The organism is Microbacterium murale (assembly GCF_030815955.1).
GTDB classification, from domain to species: Bacteria; Actinomycetota; Actinomycetes; order Actinomycetales; family Microbacteriaceae; genus Microbacterium; species Microbacterium murale_A.
Genome location: NZ_JAUSXK010000001.1, coordinates 3,654,874 through 3,670,182 on the forward strand (window position 1 = coordinate 3,654,874; position 15,309 = coordinate 3,670,182).

At 65.9% G+C, this 15,309-nt stretch carries 18 protein-coding genes; 8 read left to right on the top strand and 10 right to left on the bottom strand.

What is annotated here, in order from left to right; translation table 11 throughout:
- Window positions 1–57: 57 nt before the first annotated feature.
- From QFZ46_RS17630 to mutM, 4 genes are read left to right on the top strand one after another with little or no spacing between them, the layout of a single operon-like run.
- Window positions 58–555 carry a YceD family protein gene (locus QFZ46_RS17630; protein WP_307363542.1) on the top strand — a complete coding sequence of 166 codons (498 nt, stop codon included), beginning with the start codon at window positions 58–60 and terminating at the stop codon, window positions 553–555.
- Window positions 556–557: 2 nt separating this feature from the next.
- The gene (rpmF, locus tag QFZ46_RS17635; protein ID WP_033104540.1) at window positions 558–767 is read left to right on the top strand and encodes a 50S ribosomal protein L32; all 210 of its coding nucleotides are present in this window, start codon (window positions 558–560) and stop codon (window positions 765–767) included.
- A gap of 17 nt (window positions 768–784) precedes the next feature.
- Window positions 785–1,477 carry a ribonuclease III gene (rnc, locus tag QFZ46_RS17640; protein ID WP_307363545.1) on the top strand — a complete coding sequence of 231 codons (693 nt, stop codon included), beginning with the start codon at window positions 785–787 and terminating at the stop codon, window positions 1,475–1,477.
- A complete protein-coding gene (mutM, locus tag QFZ46_RS17645; protein ID WP_307363547.1) occupies window positions 1,470–2,333 on the top strand; it encodes a bifunctional DNA-formamidopyrimidine glycosylase/DNA-(apurinic or apyrimidinic site) lyase in 864 nt (287 codons plus the stop codon). The genes rnc and mutM overlap by 8 nt, the downstream gene beginning before the upstream one ends.
- 184 nt (window positions 2,334–2,517) lie before the next feature.
- Here the strand turns inward: mutM and QFZ46_RS17650 are convergent, their stop codons facing one another.
- The 5 genes from QFZ46_RS17650 to QFZ46_RS17670 are packed head-to-tail and all read right to left on the bottom strand — an operon-like array spanning window position 2,518 to window position 7,590.
- Complete coding sequence (locus QFZ46_RS17650; protein ID WP_307363548.1) at window positions 2,518–3,393, bottom strand: alpha/beta fold hydrolase; 876 nt, start codon at window positions 3,391–3,393, stop codon at window positions 2,518–2,520.
- Entirely contained in the window at window positions 3,383–4,597 is a 1,215-nt protein-coding gene (locus tag QFZ46_RS17655; protein WP_307363550.1) for a glycosyltransferase, read from the bottom strand. The genes QFZ46_RS17650 and QFZ46_RS17655 overlap by 11 nt, the downstream gene beginning before the upstream one ends.
- An 8-nt stretch (window positions 4,598–4,605) precedes the next feature.
- The gene (locus QFZ46_RS17660) at window positions 4,606–5,517 is read right to left on the bottom strand and encodes a hypothetical protein (protein ID WP_307363552.1); all 912 of its coding nucleotides are present in this window, start codon (window positions 5,515–5,517) and stop codon (window positions 4,606–4,608) included.
- 1 nt (window position 5,518) lies between these two features.
- Window positions 5,519–6,862, bottom strand: coding sequence for an FtsX-like permease family protein (locus tag QFZ46_RS17665; protein WP_307363554.1), 1,344 nt, complete (start codon window positions 6,860–6,862; stop codon window positions 5,519–5,521).
- A complete protein-coding gene (locus QFZ46_RS17670) occupies window positions 6,859–7,590 on the bottom strand; it encodes an ABC transporter ATP-binding protein (RefSeq protein ID WP_307363556.1) in 732 nt (243 codons plus the stop codon). The genes QFZ46_RS17665 and QFZ46_RS17670 overlap by 4 nt, the downstream gene beginning before the upstream one ends.
- A gap of 199 nt (window positions 7,591–7,789) precedes the next feature.
- On the opposite strand from QFZ46_RS17670, the gene QFZ46_RS17675 reads away from it, so the two are divergent.
- From QFZ46_RS17675 to QFZ46_RS17685, 4 genes are read left to right on the top strand one after another with little or no spacing between them, the layout of a single operon-like run.
- The gene (locus QFZ46_RS17675; RefSeq protein WP_307363558.1) at window positions 7,790–9,013 is read left to right on the top strand and encodes a sensor histidine kinase; all 1,224 of its coding nucleotides are present in this window, start codon (window positions 7,790–7,792) and stop codon (window positions 9,011–9,013) included.
- On the top strand, window positions 9,010–9,738 hold the full coding sequence (locus QFZ46_RS17680; RefSeq protein WP_307363560.1) for a response regulator: 729 nt from the start codon (window positions 9,010–9,012) through the stop codon (window positions 9,736–9,738). The genes QFZ46_RS17675 and QFZ46_RS17680 overlap by 4 nt, the downstream gene beginning before the upstream one ends.
- A 42-nt stretch (window positions 9,739–9,780) precedes the next feature.
- Window positions 9,781–9,849, top strand: a complete 69-nt coding sequence (locus QFZ46_RS20030) for a zinc finger domain-containing protein (RefSeq protein WP_373457681.1) — start codon at window positions 9,781–9,783, stop codon at window positions 9,847–9,849.
- Between the two features lie 9 nt (window positions 9,850–9,858).
- Window positions 9,859–10,476: an HAD family hydrolase gene (locus QFZ46_RS17685; protein WP_307363562.1), complete on the top strand. Its 618-nt coding sequence runs from the start codon at window positions 9,859–9,861 to the stop codon at window positions 10,474–10,476.
- A gap of 57 nt (window positions 10,477–10,533) precedes the next feature.
- Here the strand turns inward: QFZ46_RS17685 and QFZ46_RS17690 are convergent, their stop codons facing one another.
- From QFZ46_RS17690 to QFZ46_RS17710, 5 genes are all read right to left on the bottom strand, one after another.
- On the bottom strand, window positions 10,534–11,853 hold the full coding sequence (locus tag QFZ46_RS17690; RefSeq protein ID WP_307363564.1) for a permease: 1,320 nt from the start codon (window positions 11,851–11,853) through the stop codon (window positions 10,534–10,536).
- Window positions 11,850–12,545, bottom strand: a complete 696-nt coding sequence (locus QFZ46_RS17695; RefSeq protein WP_307363566.1) for an ABC transporter ATP-binding protein — start codon at window positions 12,543–12,545, stop codon at window positions 11,850–11,852. Before QFZ46_RS17695 ends, QFZ46_RS17690 begins: the two co-directional genes overlap by 4 nt.
- 110 nt (window positions 12,546–12,655) lie before the next feature.
- Window positions 12,656–13,732: a GNAT family N-acetyltransferase gene (locus QFZ46_RS17700; RefSeq protein ID WP_307363568.1), complete on the bottom strand. Its 1,077-nt coding sequence runs from the start codon at window positions 13,730–13,732 to the stop codon at window positions 12,656–12,658.
- Complete coding sequence (locus QFZ46_RS17705; protein ID WP_307363570.1) at window positions 13,729–14,817, bottom strand: GNAT family N-acetyltransferase; 1,089 nt, start codon at window positions 14,815–14,817, stop codon at window positions 13,729–13,731. Before QFZ46_RS17705 ends, QFZ46_RS17700 begins: the two co-directional genes overlap by 4 nt.
- A gap of 25 nt (window positions 14,818–14,842) precedes the next feature.
- Entirely contained in the window at window positions 14,843–15,127 is a 285-nt protein-coding gene (locus QFZ46_RS17710) for a hypothetical protein (RefSeq protein ID WP_307363572.1), read from the bottom strand.
- Window positions 15,128–15,309: the final 182 nt, after the last annotated feature.

Here is a 15,309-nt window from a genome sequence, read left to right on the forward strand (position 1 = left end):
CGACTCAACGGCCCATTCGTGGTGCCCGTACGCGACATCGTCCGACACCCCGGCGAGATGCGGGAGCACCAGTTCTCCGTCACCCTGAAAGAGCAGTGGGGTGAGGGCATCGTCTCGTACGAAGCAGGCTCGGAGATCGACGTCGATGTGCGTCTCGAGTCGGTTCACGAAGGCATTCTCGCCTCGGGAACCGTAGATGCTGAGTACAAGGGTGTCTGCGGAAGATGCCTGAAAGACATCGCCGAGCCTGTCGAAGTCGAGTTCCAGGAGCTTTTCGCGTATCCTGGTGATGAAGAAACTGACTTCGAGGTTCAAGACGACCACGTGGATCTTGAAACTCTTGTCAGGGAAGCGGCCGTATTGTCACTTCCATTTCAGCCGGTGTGTCAGCCGGATTGCCCGGGGCTCGACCCGAATACGGGTGAGCGGCTGGCCGAAAGCACCGGAGTGGAGCCGGACGCTCCCATCGATCCTCGGTGGAGTGCGCTCCAACAGATCACAGACCAGGGGAACGCGGCAGACCGTCGCGGTCCCGAGAACACAGAAGAGAGTTAGCCATGGCTGGTAACCCCCCGAAGCGCAAGGTATCCCGTTCCAACACCCGCTCGCGCCGCGCGCAGTGGAAGGCAGCGCCCATCGCGCTCGTCAAGACCGTTGAGAACGGCAAGACCGTCTACAGCCGCCCGCACCAGGCAAAGGTCGTCACCGACTCGCAGGGTACCGAGCTGTTCATGGAGTACAAGGGCCGCAAGGTCGCTGACGTCTGAACCACGGTCTCACGATCGTGACAGGGGTCCCAGGGGGGACGGCACCTCTCGCCGAGAAGCTCAGGGTCGATATCGACCCTGAGCTGCTTGCGTTGGCGTTGACTCATCGTTCGTACGCGTACGAGCACGGGGCGATCCCGCACAACGAGAGGCTCGAATTCCTCGGCGATTCGGTGCTCGGACAGGCCGTGACGGTCATGCTGTTCACGACGCATCCCGGGCTCGATGAAGGGCAGCTCGCCAAGCGAAGGGCGAGTGTGGTCTCCACTGTCGCCCTCGCGGAGGTCGCCCGTGGCATCGGCCTGGGGGAGCACCTCCTGCTCGGGCGTGGCGAAGAGCAGACCGGTGGGCGCGACAAGGACTCGATCCTCGCCGACACCATGGAAGCCGTGTTCGGCGCGACGTATCTCTCCGCCGGCCCTGAGGCAGCGACCGAATTGGTGCTGCGGCTGACGAAGCCGCTGCTGGCGGACCCCGAGCGCTACGGTGCGGCGATGGATCCCAAGACGAGTCTCCAAGAACTCGCAGCGCGCCTGGGCTCAACGCCACCGAGTTACTCCGTGACCTCGAGCGGGCCCGATCACGATCGTCGCTTCACCGCCACGGTGGAGGTCGGCGATGTGAGCATGACCGGCGACGGCACGAGCAAGAAGACGGCCGAGATGGCTGCCGCTCTCAGTGCATGGCGCCTCCTCAGCGAGAGTGCCTGAGCTTCCCGAAGTCGAGGTCGTGCGTGCCGGCCTCGCACCTGCCGTGATCGGCGCGACGATCATCAGCGCGTCGGTGCTCGACGAGCGCGCACTCACACGGCACCCGGCGGGCGCCGCCGACTTCGTGGCGAGACTCGAAGGCGCACTCGTCGCTGGTGCGTCACGTCGGGGAAAGTTCCTGTGGCTGCCGCTCTCCGGCGGAGCGGCCGCATTGACGGCTCATCTCGGCATGAGCGGTCAGCTGCTGCTTCGGAATCCCGATGCACCATCGGAACGTCACGAGCGCATCCGTCTCGGCATCCAGCATCCTCGCCACGGTGAGCTCGCGATCGTCTTCGCCGATCAGCGCACGTTCGGATCGCTCGCTGTCGACGCGCTCGTCGCAGACGGAGCCGACCTGGTGCCTTCGCAGGTGGAGCACATTGCAAGAGATCCGCTGGATCCCGCCTTCGACGACGTGACATTCATCGCCGCGGTGCGTCGTCGCGCGAGCGCCATCAAGCGCATCCTGCTCGATCAGACGCTGATCAGCGGCGTCGGCAACATCTACGCGGACGAGTCGCTGTGGGCTGCTCGCATCCATCCGGAGTCCCTGGGCCGCGCCCTGTCGGCGCAGGCGGTGCGACGTCTTCTCTCCGAGGTGCGTCTGGTGTTGGAGAAGGCGCTGGCCGAAGGTGGCACGAGCTTCGATGCGCAGTACGTGAATGTCAACGGACAGGCCGGGTATTTTTCCCGGCAACTTCGTGTCTATGGGCTTGAGGGCCGTCCGTGCGCGCGCTGCGGCAGCCCTATCGCACGCGAACGGTTCATGAACCGTTCGAGCCATTTTTGCCTGGTCTGCCAGCGAAAACGCTAGGTCGACGTCGACTGAGTTCGATGCCCCTGGTGATCTGAGGACGCACGGACTCGGCTGTTGGATCGCGGGAGCCGGACCTGGTCAACTGCTCTTCCCATTGACGTTCACGTATCTGACATTGAGCGTGAGGCCTATATATGTGCGCGCTCGCGCAGGTCCTTTCACGGCTCTGCCCGGCACGGCTTCAGGCCACGAAATCACGGTCTGCGCTTCTCTCATCCCACTCGGCGACGAGGCGCGACACCTCCGCAACTTCCTCGTATGGCAGCAGATGTCCTCGGTCGGCGAGAATGTGGAAGGTGCCGGATCCGATGCCGGTCGCCTCGGCCGTGCACGCCCACGAGGGGCTGAGCGGGTCGCGGTCGCCGCCGATGAGCAGTGTGGGTGCTGTGAAGTGGTGTGCGAAGTCGGTGATGGTTGTTGCGGTTGAGGCGGCGAAGCTCTCGAGCACGACATCGCGGGAGGCGAAGGCTCCGGCTTGGCGTAGGTGCTCGTCGCGGATCCACCTCCGGAGTGTTGGATCGGTGGTGCTGGTCATGAGCGTGCCTCCGATGCAGGCGATGAGCTTGCTCGCGAGGAGTTGGTGCGCGAGGGGTCGTGGTAATCGCCTGGCGAGAGCGAAGTAGGCCCGCGTTGCTGCGGTCGCGAGCCGTCGCGGTCCCGCGAGCGGGGACCGCAGGATCGGGTTGACGAGCACGGCACCGTCGTGCTGAGCGCCTTGGGCGATGGCGGAAGCGACGATCACGCTGCCGAACGAGTGCCCGAGCAGGAGCCTGACTTGTGGCAGTTGGGCCGCGAGATCTCGTAGCCAGGTGCCGTACCCGACGGTGTCATGCCTGCTCAGCAGCGGGCTGGATTCTCCCGCACCAGGAAGATCGGGCACTAGCACCTGATAGCCGAGGTGTGTGAGGGCATGAGCGACGGGTTCCAGTCCGTAGTGGGTGCCGCGGAAGCCGTGCACCGCGAGGATTGCCGGCTTGGTCGGGTCACCGTAGGCGAACACTGTCGTCCGGGAGCCTGTAGCAGTGATCCGCAGCGCGTCGGTGTGCTCAGGCCGCATACTGGGCACCTCTTGTCAGGCCGATCGCATGACGCCGTTCATGGATGACTTGTGCCTGGAGGTAGAGCGCTTCTGCCTTGAGGGTGAGGTGGCTCTGCGCGAATTCGTCCGAGGGCGCGAACCTGGGTCGTGCTCGTGGGTCGTCGTGCACGAAGGTGCGGATGGCTGCGGCGAACGCGTCGATTGACCCGTCCGCTGCGGTGTGGCGAAGCTGTGCGGGCAGGTCGAGCGCGATTTTCCGATCACGCAGGATGACGGGGGTGCCGACGGAGACGGCTTCGTAGACGGTGAGGCCTTGGGTCTCGTAGTTGATCGAGCTCTGTACGACGGCGTCGGCGTCGCGCATGGCCCACAGCACGTTCTGGTGCGGCACGGCTCCGAAGAAGGTGACGTCGGAGCCGATGCCGAGTTCGACGGTCTTCCTGCGGGCGTGGGCGAGGTCGTTGCCCGCGCCGTAGATGTGGATGTCGGCGTTGACTTCGGCGCGGGCGAAAGCTTCGAAGAAGTCGACAATGCGTTTCTCCTGGCTGACGCGGCCGGGCCAAAGGAGCACGGGTCGGCTTCTGGGAGAGCGTGGCGTGTTACGTACGATGCTGAGTAGTGCGTCGTCGACTCCTGTGGGAAGTACGTGGATCTCCTCGTCGATGCCGTAACTGTGCAGGCGTTCGGCGAAGTGGGTGCTGGGGGCGATGATCAGGTCGGCTCGGTCGGCGAACGCTCGGGTGTAGTCGGCGATGCTGCGCACCGTCGGCGCGCCGAGGAAGCGCTGCTGCGCCGCGTACAGCAGCCGGAACACGGTGCGCGGAAAGGGGAGAATGGCGGGGAGTCCGGCTTCGATGTTCGTGTGCATGGTGTGCACGAGGGGCAGGTCGTGGCGGGCTGCGAACCGGTAGCCGTTCCACGCACCCCACACGTCGCCCTGGACGTGCACGCAATCGACGGACGGCTTCCGCGCGAAGGCGAGGTCGATTGCATCGTCGAACCGGAGACCGGCGAGGCTGAACGAGTGTTCTCCGACTTGGATCGATCCCACGGAGACGTCGTCGGGCCGCGCGTACCGCGGAGAGGGCGTGCGTTTGGATTTCGGTGCGCACACTGTGACGGTGTGTCCGCGGTGTTCGAGGTGTTGGCGTTGCAAGCCGAGCGACACCTGCAGCCCCCCGAGTGTCGCGGGGTGCTGGTCACTGAAGAAGGCGATGTGCATGACGGTTCCTAACTGTGCGAAAGTTCATCGGCTCGGACCGCGGATGGCGGATCCGTGGTTGCTGCGCGGTGGAGGCGGCTGACTCCCGCCACGCCGAGGCAGGCGAATACACCGCAGACGACGAGCCCGGCGGCGGGCAAGAGGGTGAGGGATGCCTCGCCGAGGACGGTGATCCCGACGACGGCTGCGGTGAGCGGGTCGACGATCGTGAGGGCGGCGACGACGACCGGTACCGGGAAGAAGCGGTGTGACCGCTGTAGCAGGATGTTCGCCATGATGCCGCCGGCTGCGACGATCCCGAGTCCGAGCCACGTGTTCGGGTCGGTCAGCACGGTGGTCACCCCGTCTTCGAGGACGCCTGTGACGAGGATCTTGAAGACGGCGGTGATGCTGCCGAACACCATCGCGCCGACCACCAGACCGAACAGGCGCACACCGGAACGTGACGTGTTCCGGCCAGAGGCGATGGCCACCAGCCCGAGCACGGTGAGCGTGGCGAGGATGGCCGTCGTGACCAGGAACTGGGTGTGCAGGCCGAGCGCGGGAGTGTCTTCGGCGGGGTGGGTGGCGAGGATCGCGATGAAGCCGAGGATGCCGACGATGCACGACAGCACGGACACGACCCCAGTCCGCGTCATGGAAACGCGGCCCGTGAGGCTGCCGAAGGCGGCTGAGGCCGCCAGGGCGACCACGCTCATCGACTGTACGGCGCTGACGGGCGTGAGGGCGAGCGCGATGAAGTTCGTCGACACCGCGATGCCCAGCAGGAGCAGGCCGAGCAGCCAACGCGGCGAGACGAGGAAGGAGCGCCACCGACCACCGGCCCGGTAGACCGCACGCGACTGCAGTTCGGAACCGGCCGCGAGCAGCAGGGCACCGCCGAAGGCGACGGCGAGCCCGACGAAGAACGAGGCGGTCATGTCATTCGCCCCGTGCGGGTGCCTCGAGCACACGCTTCAGCACTGGTCCGGTCAGGGTGACGCCGGCCCGGACCAGGAGCAGGCCGAGCAGGAGCACGATGATGATGGCCACGGTGAACAGTGGGGCGACGACCGCCGCGGTGGCGATGATGGGAAAAGTGACGGCGGTCGATGCGGCGGCGGCACCGATGACGGCGATGTTCGCCGGGCCGGTGACCCGCAGCAGACGCGTTCGGTTGAGGCCCGCACGCGGCATGCCGGTCCGGTCGAGTGCGACGTGCAGGTCGCGGTTCTCCAGGATCGCGGCGGTCTGGGTGATCGCGGTCTGGCAGGCGACTACAAGGAACGAGATGGCGGCGAGTGCAACCAGCATGGTGCGGGCGTCGGCGAACAGCACGAGTTGGTCTGCCGTCATGATCTCGCGGCTCGCGCTCCGGCTGATCGTGTCGAGGTAGCCGAGCAGTGAGCCGGCAGGGATCAGGATGAACGTCGCGAGCGCCAGAGACGACACGCTGCGCCAGGCCGCTCGCGGGTCGTCCTGGATCCCGCGGGCGGCCACTAGCCTCGCCGGGTCGGAGGTGCGTGCAGCCGCTCGCCGCGAAACGAACGCAACGGCGAAGGGACCGACGACACCCAGTACCGCCATCACGGCGAGCACGACAGCTGTGAGCGCGCCGAGGAGGACGATCACGCCCCACCCCGGCGACATCAGCTGCGTGACGAGCACCGCCGCACCGATCACGACGAGTCCGATCACGACGCGGAACCAGCTCATCCGCGGCGCGTCCTGCCGGGTGCGCACCCCGAGCGGGGCGAGCACGACGCGGCGCAGACCCAGGAGCGCGCTGAGCGCGGCGATGATCACGAGAACGGGCGGGATCGTCGCGGTCAGCCACCAGGGCAGCCACAACTCCGATGCCTGCAGTTGCTGGCCGTGCACGGTGAGCAGAGACAGTGTGAATGGCAGCGCGGCGGAGAAGGCGGTACCGATGAGGACGCCGATGGCGGCGATGACCGTGACCTCGGCGACGGCGATTCGACGTACCCGACCTGAGGTGAGGCCGAGCAGTCTTAGGGTGGCCAGGCGGTCGTCGCGGCTGCGGGCGGCGAGCCTCGCCGTCGCGGTGCCGAGCGTGATCAACGGGACGAGCAGCAGGCCGACCAGCCCGAACGCGAGCACCTGGTAGCCGATCTCATCGGTGGGCGCGTTCCAGAACGCGACGGCGAGCATCGCGACGGCGAAGGTCAGCAGGGTCGTGACGCCGGATGCGGCGATCTGCAATCCGGTGATGGTCGCGGACGCCCGGCGCGGACGACTCAGGAGAAGCACGGCATACGGGTTCATGCGTCCGCCTCGATCCGGCCATCGCGCAGCCGGATGATCCGGTCGCAGCGCGAGGCGACGTGCGTATCGTGCGTGACGATCATCAGTGCGCGGTCGACGCTGCACCCGGTTTCGAGTAGGGCGTCGAGCACTTCATCAGCGGTATGGGAATCGAGAGCGCCCGTCGGCTCGTCGGCGAAGATCAGGCTCGGGCCCGTGACGAGGGCGCGGGCGATCGCGACGCGCTGGGCCTGCCCGCCCGAGAGCTGTCCGATGCGTCGATCCCCAAGTCCCGCGAGACCCAGCCTGCGCAGCTCCGCATCGGCGCGCCCGCCCGCTTCGGTCCGGGAGATACCCGCGAGCAGTAGCGGCAGGGCGACGTTCTCTGTGGCGGTGAGCTCAGTCAGCAGCATCCCTTGCTGGAACACGAATCCGAATCGCCGTAGCCGGAACGACGAGCGTGCATCCTCTGACAGCGCGGCCAGGTCATCGTAGCCGCTGCCGTCGGGACGGCGCACGATCACCGTGCCGCTGTCCGCAGGGAGGATGCTGGCGAGCACATGCAGCAGCGTGGACTTTCCCGAACCGCTCGGACCCATGATCGCAACCGATTCGCCCGGAGCGATGAGAAGGTCGGCATCGATGAGCGCCTGGGTCTGCCCGAACGACTTTCCCACACCCTGAGCACGGAGCAGCCACCTCGATGAGTTCTTCGCATCGGCGGGATCGAGACGGGTGACAGTGCTCATCTGAGGTTCTCTCCAACGGTCTGGGTGGTCATTCAACGGCACTGTCCACGCTAGAAATCAGTGCCGATCCGCCGATACCAACCACGGGTCGAACTCCCGGACCTCCTCGACCGCTCAATATCCACCCGTGGGTGGTGGTCCCGCGGCCCCGCGCGCGCATAACGTCGAGATGCGCGACCCTGGAGAGGAGAGGGGGAAGATGACGGACGTCACTCGTAAGCTCAGCGAGCCCGTGCTCCAACGGCCGCGCGTCGTGCGCTGGTTCACCGAACGCCCGCGCATCGGCGACGTGCTCGTGATCCTCGCGTGCACGGTCCCGACTCTCGCGGCGCTGATTCTCGCGGCGCCGGAACGCGCATGGCTCGGTTACCTGTGCGCCGCCGGAGTCGCGATCGCGTTCTGGTGGCGACGCTCCCATCCGCTCGCCGTGCTCCTCGTCGTCGTCTCGCTCGCGACGCTCAACCCGATCTCCGCGAACGGCATGACGACCGCATTCTTCGAGAGCTTCTTCGCCCTCTTCGCCCTCGCGAATCACTCCCGCCTCCGCACGGCGCTCATCGGCTACCTCCTCAGCGAGGGCGCGGTCCTGGCGACAGCAGGCGTCGCAATCCTCTTCGGACTCCGAGAGAACTTCCCGAGCCTGCTCTTCCAGCCGGGGTCCCTTATCGCGATCGCCCTCGGTATCGCCGTGCGCGCGAGCCGCTCCCGCCGCGCAGCGATCGAGGAACTCGTCACGCTTCGCGAGGATCGCGCTGCAGCCGCAGAAAGGGCACGCATCACTGCGGAGATGCACGATGTCGTTGCGCACTCCGTCACCGTCATGATCGCCCTCGCCGGCGGCGCTTCGGCCGGCTGGGAGAAGCACCCCGAGCGCGCGCGGAACGCGCTCGACCAGCTCGGCAACGTCGGCGCGCATACGCTCGAAGAGATGCAGCGCATCCTCCGCGTCCTCCGCGAACACGACACGGACCTGGACCGGAACCTAGAGTCATCGGGCCACAACCTCCCGTCCCTTGACGAATTAGTCGAGGTCTTCAGGACAGCGGGACTCCCGGTCACTCTCACAGTTGACCGTGACGCTGCCCCGCTCGGGAAGTCCGAGGATCCGGTGCTCCAGACCACCGTCTATCGGATTGTCCAGGAAACGCTCACCAACGCCCTCCGCCACGCATACGGGGCCACCCATATCGAGGTTGAGATCACGCACGACGCGCGGCAGATCACGGTCGCAGTGACCGACAACGGCCGCGGCCCGAAACCGGGACCGAGCGTCGGGGCCGGTGTCGGGCTGAGAGCGATGCGTGAACGCGCGGCCACCTTCGGCGGCGAAGTCTCCGCCGGCCCCATTCCCACCCGTGACGACGCCCCAGGCCACGGGTGGCGCACCCGCGTGACTATTCCCGTGAACGGGAGAGCAGCGTGACTGGCCAGCCTCCCACGCGGATCCGCGTGGCCGTCGTCGATGACCAGCCCCTCGAACGGGCCGGTAACGCATTGATCCTCGACTCCGACGACGAGATCGAGGTCGTAGGCGAAGCCGGAAACGGTGTCGAAGCCATCAGTATCGTTTCCGACACCCTTCCTGGCATCGTTCTCATGGACATCCGGATGCCCGTGATGAACGGCCTCGAAGCCACTCGGATCATCGCCGAGACCCACCCCGCGACGCGCGTCATCGTACTCACCACCTTCGATCTCGACGAATATGCCTTCGGCAGCCTCAAAGCGGGAGCAAGCGCCTTCCTGCTGAAGAGCACGAAACCTGCGTCGCTCATCGACGCGGTCAAGACAGTCGCATCCGGATCAGCGGTCGTCTCCCCGCGCCTTACCGCGAAGCTCATCGAGCACTACCTCCGACCCGCGTCGCCGCTGAAGCAGAATCATGGCGCGATGGGCGAGCGGAGCGGCAGGCTCGACGTGCTCAGCCCGCGCGAGCGAGATATCTTCACTGCCATCATCCGTGGCCTCACCAACTCCGAGATCAGCACCGAACTCGTACTCGCATCGTCGACCGTCAAGTCCCACATCAACTCGATCTTCGCGAAACTCGGACTGCGCGACCGCGTACACGCGGTTCTCCTCGGCCACGAGCTCGGACTCGTAGGCCAGCACAGCGATCCTGAGGCTGGCGCGGACTCGCGCGCATGAGACGCTCATCCTGGCCACGCGCACGCGCACGAGCGCAGTCCGATCCACCGCGAAGCCTTCATGAACCGTTCTAGCCACTTCTGTCCGAGGTGTCAGCGCATCGCGCGATAACCTTCCCTGATGAAGTGGATCCTCTACGACATCGGCGGCGTCATCGAGATCGTCGACGATCATTCCTGGCCGGCCGAGTTGCGGACCCGTTGGTCGACCCGTTTCGGACTACTGCCCGAGGAGTATGACGCGAAGCTGGCGGCAGCCGATCTGCCGGACACCACCGTGAACTCCGGCGTGGTCGATCAGCATTGGCGGGGCGTCGCCGATGCGCTGGGCCTCTCCGATGCTGACGTCGAGTCGATGCAGACGGAGTTGTGGGACGCCTACTGCGGTGCTGAGAACTCAGAGCTGCTCGATCATGCCCGATCTTTGCGTGGACGCTCCGGGCTGGCGATCCTCTCGAACTCAGGCGACGGGGCACGGGAAGAGGAGGAACGACGCTTCGGCTTGTCTCAGATCTTCGCCCCCATCTGCTACAGCCACGAGCAGGGCGTGCTCAAGCCCGAAGCCCGCGCCTTCGAGCTGGCGCTCGACCGGATGGGTACGACGGCCGACCGCGTGCTGTTCATCGATGACAACCTGCAGAATGTGCAGGCGGCGCACGCCGTCGGCATTCGGGCCATCATGCACCACGACAACGCGACGACGATCGATGCGATCGAAGAGTTCCTCGCCGACGAGTGATCTCATGCACGCTCACAGGGGCGAGCAATGTGGCTGGTGACGATCGTTCCCAGCGCCTCAGGCGGGCTGAAATGCCTTGCCCAGCAGTGGGCGAGTCACCCGGACGCCCAGCCAGACGAGCGCGATGCCGAATGCGACCACCCCGACGATCGTCAGCAGCGACAGCGGAGCGATGATCACCGCGATGCCCACGAGCGGGAAAACCAGCACTGCCGCGCACAGAGCGGATCCGATCGCGGTGAACAGCAGCGGAGCCATGACCGCGCGGGTGCGTGCGCCGTCGACGGTCTCGAACGGAACGCCGAGGAAATGAAGGCTGCGGTGCAGATCGCGCTGATCGAGGATGCCCGAAGCCTGATTCACGCCGACGGAGACGGCGACCATCAGGAAAGATGCGACGAGGGTGATTATCAGCCCGGTGCGGATGTCAGCGGCGAGCATCGCGTTGGCGGCTGCTTCGGGACCGCTCATGGTATCGATCAGTGCGACGCCGGTGCCGGCGAACACGGCCATGAAGCTCGCCATGGCGATTCCGCTGACCTGTCGCCACGCGGCCTTCGGTGAATCGAGCACGAGACGCGCAGCGAGCAGCCGTGCGGGCTGCTCGGCACGCCGAAGTCCGCGCTTCGCATGCACCTTCAGGGCCCATGGTCCGATGAGGTTCAGGACTGCGAGGGCGGCGGCGAACATGCCGGCGAGAACGACGATGGTGATGACAAGTCCTGTCGTGCCGGGGAAGACCTGCACGAATCCGAATGCGCCGACGATGAACACCGCCGCCAGCACAGCACGGATCCAGTGCACTCGCGGCACGGTTGCACGCATCCGCACGCCCAACGGCGAGATAACGACCTGACGGAGACCGACGACGGCGCTCACACCGGCGAGCAGCACGACGCCTGCGACGACCGACAGGATACTGAGAGGGACGAGCATGATCGCCTCAGCGCCCAGGGGTGCGCCCCGGAACGGGATGAGGCCGATCAGCGGAACCATCGCGAGATACCCGAGTACTCCGACGAGAGACCCGACCACGGCCACAGCCGTCGACTCGATCACCGTCGCCGCCGTCACACCGGCAGGCGATACGCCCAGCAGGCGCAGCGTCGACAGCCGTTCGTCGCGCCTGCGGGCTGAGAGGCGTGCGGCCGCACCACCGAGATTCGCCAGGGGCACGACCAGAAGCACGAGCGCAATGGCAGCAAGAGCCTGATACAGTCCTGCCTCGGCATCCGTCCAGCTCCAGAAGTCCTGCGCTCCACCCACCACGGTGAGCACGAGCGCCGTCACCAGGGCGAATGCGATCGCAGGCAACGCCAGGACGCCGCTCTGACCGGGAGCCGGGCGCAGCAGCAGGGCGAGTACACGGGCGTTCATGCGGAGACCTCAGTGCTGACGACGTGGCCGTCGCGCACCTGCACGGTACGAGAGCATCGCGCAGCGACCTCGCTGTCGTGGGTGACCACCAGCAGCGTGCGCCCCTGCCCCGTGGTCGACCACAGCAGTGCGTCCATGACCTCTCCGGATGTCTGGGAATCGAGCGCGCCCGTCGGTTCGTCGGCGAACACGAGCTCGGCACCGGTGACCTGGGCCCGAGCAATGGCGACGCGTTGTGCCTGGCCGCCGGAGAGCTCACCGATGCGGCGCTCCTCCATGCCTGTGAGACCGAGAGATGCCATCCATCCGGCCGCGTGCTCCAGGGCGGCGCGGCGCGGGGTGCCGTTGATCATGAGCGCGAGCGCGATGTTCTCGATCGCGGTGAGCTCCGGGATCAGCAGTCCTTGCTGGAACACGAAACCGAACGACTCACGCCGCAACCGTGATCTCTCGCGCTCGTTCTTCGACGTGACGTCGATCGGAGCCGCGGTCGCGGATGAATAGATCACGCTGCCTGTGTCGGGCGCGATGATGCCGGCCAGCACATGCAGGAGCGTCGTCTTGCCTGAACCCGATGCACCCATGATGGCGACGGATTCACCCCGTCCGACGATCAGATCGACGCCCGCGAGGGCTGTGGTGGTGCCGAACGTCTTGGTCAGTGACTGCGCGTGGAGGACAGGAGTGTTCATACCCTCAGCCTCGCCGTCGACTCCCGTCGTGTCGTCGGTCTGCAGAACGAACCCGATCGGCCGGAGATACACCTTGAGGATGATCTTCGACCGACCGACCGCTCCGTCGTTCAGCCGAGCTTCTTCTGCCAGCCGCCAGCATACGAGGCCGGCACGAACCCGATCGCCTCGTTGATGTCCAGCATCGCGCGATTCTCCTCGGCGTTGAAGGTCGAGATCTTCGGCGAGTCCGGCGCGATCTCGCGCCAGCGGAGCAGATTCGCGCATTTCACGATCGTGCCCAACCGCTTTCCGCGGTGCTCCTCGACGACGAGTGTGCCGAACTGATGGGTGACGCCGGAGTGGTCCGCTCCGATCACCAGTTCGTTGAACGCCACCAGCTTTCCGGTGGGAACATGCTCTACCGCTGCGACCGAGAGGAGCTGTCCTCCGGCGATGATGTTCTGATCATGGCGGACGACGCGAGCGGCGTCCCAGACCTCCTCGTCGATCTCGAGATCGCCGCTTGGCACGTCCGTCGCCATTCTCGAGATGACGTCGGCGTATCCTTCGCGAAGATGCGCAGGGGTCGGCAGGGTCCACGACACGATGCGATAGTCGTCTCCAGCGAATGCAACGGACGCGCTCAGACTCTCCTCGGCCAGCGTCAGGGGTCCGTCCAGCGGCAGAACGCTGTTTCGCTCGACCTGCTCGAGAACATAGCCGTTGGTGAGCAGGAGCTCGCTGAGCCCGGTTGTCGCGACGCGCCCCCAAGCGGTGGTGGGTGTCAGCATCCGCTCACTCGAGGCAGCCGGATGCAGCGTCCAGGACTGCACGCTCGTGCGCCCGAGTTCGCGCGCGGTCCGCTCGACCCGATCCAGGAGCGCCTGCTCGACCCCGGTGCCCCAGTGCGGAGGCGTGACCATGACGCCCATATCTCCCGATGTGGCGCGCTCATCGTTGGCGGTGGACAGATATGCAGCGCCGACGATGACTCCGTCTCTGCGGGCGATGAATCCACGCTGGCTCCGATCGGTCTGATCGCGCCATGAGGGGAGCAGCTCCTCAGCCGTCTCCGCGAGGTCGTCGATGCCGGCATCCAGTTCGGCCTGCCGGTTGCCGATCGCCACCATTGCATGGAACTCCGCCGCCTCCGCAGAGTCCAGGCGTTCTGGGACCACAAGGTCGTTGATGATGATCTCGCTCATTCCAGTTCCTTCTTCCAGGCGCCTTCGTAGGCGATCGGGGCGAACCCGATCGCCTCGTTGATGTCCAGCATGGGACGGTTCTCTTCCGCGTTGTACGTGATCACGGTCGGCGAGTCGGGGTGCTGCTCGCGCCAGGTGAGCAGTCCTGCCGTCTTCACCAGCATCCCGAGGCGGTTACCGCGGTGAGACGACAGCACCAGGGTGTCTTCCTGGTGGGACACGGTGGTCGGGTCCCCGCCGATCGACAGCTCGTTGTACGCGCACAGTTCGCCCGTGGCGATGTGCTGCGCGGCTGTCACCAGCACCGTGTTGCCACGTTGGGCATATCGATCATCGTGGCGCGCGATGCGCTCCGCGTCCCATTTCTCCGCAGGCATCCCGAGATCGGCGTCCGGTACGTCGGTCGACATGTGCTGTTTCATCCAGGCGTAGCCGGCGACGTGCTCGCTCGGTGTCGGGAGCGTCCATTGGATGACGCGATATCCGGTCGCCTTGTCGGCGGCGCTCGCGCGGAGGTTGCGAATGCGCTGTACGAGCGGATCGGACCAGGTGAGGGTGCTGACCCGCTCCACCTGTTCCAAGGTGTATCCGTGTCGGAGCAGAAAGCGCGCGGCGTGATCAGTGGGGATCTCGCCGAAGCCGGTCGGGGAGGTGAGCGGGGCATCGTCCGAGGCAGGGTGCTCGACCCATGCCAGCAGTCGCCGCACTCCTGCGGAATGTGCAGCCGATTCGAGATGCGGCAGCGCAGCGGCACCGAGTCCTTGCCCCCAGGCGGACCGCAGCAGGCTGATGATCAGGATCGCGGTCCTTCCGCCGTCGTCGGCCATGATGTTCAGCGGTGCGACGCCGACCATCTCATCATCGAGCGTGATGTACCACTGGTGCTTGGTCATGTCTGCGCTGGAGCGCAGGACCGGGAGCAGCTCGCGGGCTGTCATCTCGTCGTCGTCTCGCCCGGTGACATCTTTGATCGAGCGATTTCGTACATTGACGTACTCGTCGAAGACACTCGATGGCGCTGCATCCGCCCGTGCGGGAAGCACGAGCGGACGCAACGTCGCGGTATCGGTCAGTCGGATGTTCATGTCGGTTCTCCAGGTCAGCAGTGGATCAGCGCAGGTGGTGCTGCACCTGATAGGCGAGGATCGCCAGAGATTCACGCTCACTGATGTGCGTGGTCTCGAACATCCGCATCACTTCTTCGTGCGTCATCGTGCGTGCGGGAGCCTTGCGCGGACGCTGGGCTCTCATCAGCAGCCAGAGGCCGAGGCGAACGGATATCCGATCCGTGAGAGCGAGCTCTTTCCGATCGGTCGGAACGGTGACTTCGAGGATCTCCTGGTCCTCGGGACATGGGGGATGGGCGGTGCTGCGAAGCAGCGTGTCGTTACTCACGAGAGTGCTCGTTTCTTGTTGATTTCCTGCGGGGGTGCACCGACGCCGATGCGTCGGTGGCGCGCGAGGCGAATCGTCTCGGATGAGAGACGTCGCCAGGGAGGGGCTAGAGCCGAAGACTTCGGCCGAAGCGTGACGGCGGTGAGGAACCGACGTGTCAGCGGAGGGAACCGGCGGAGAGC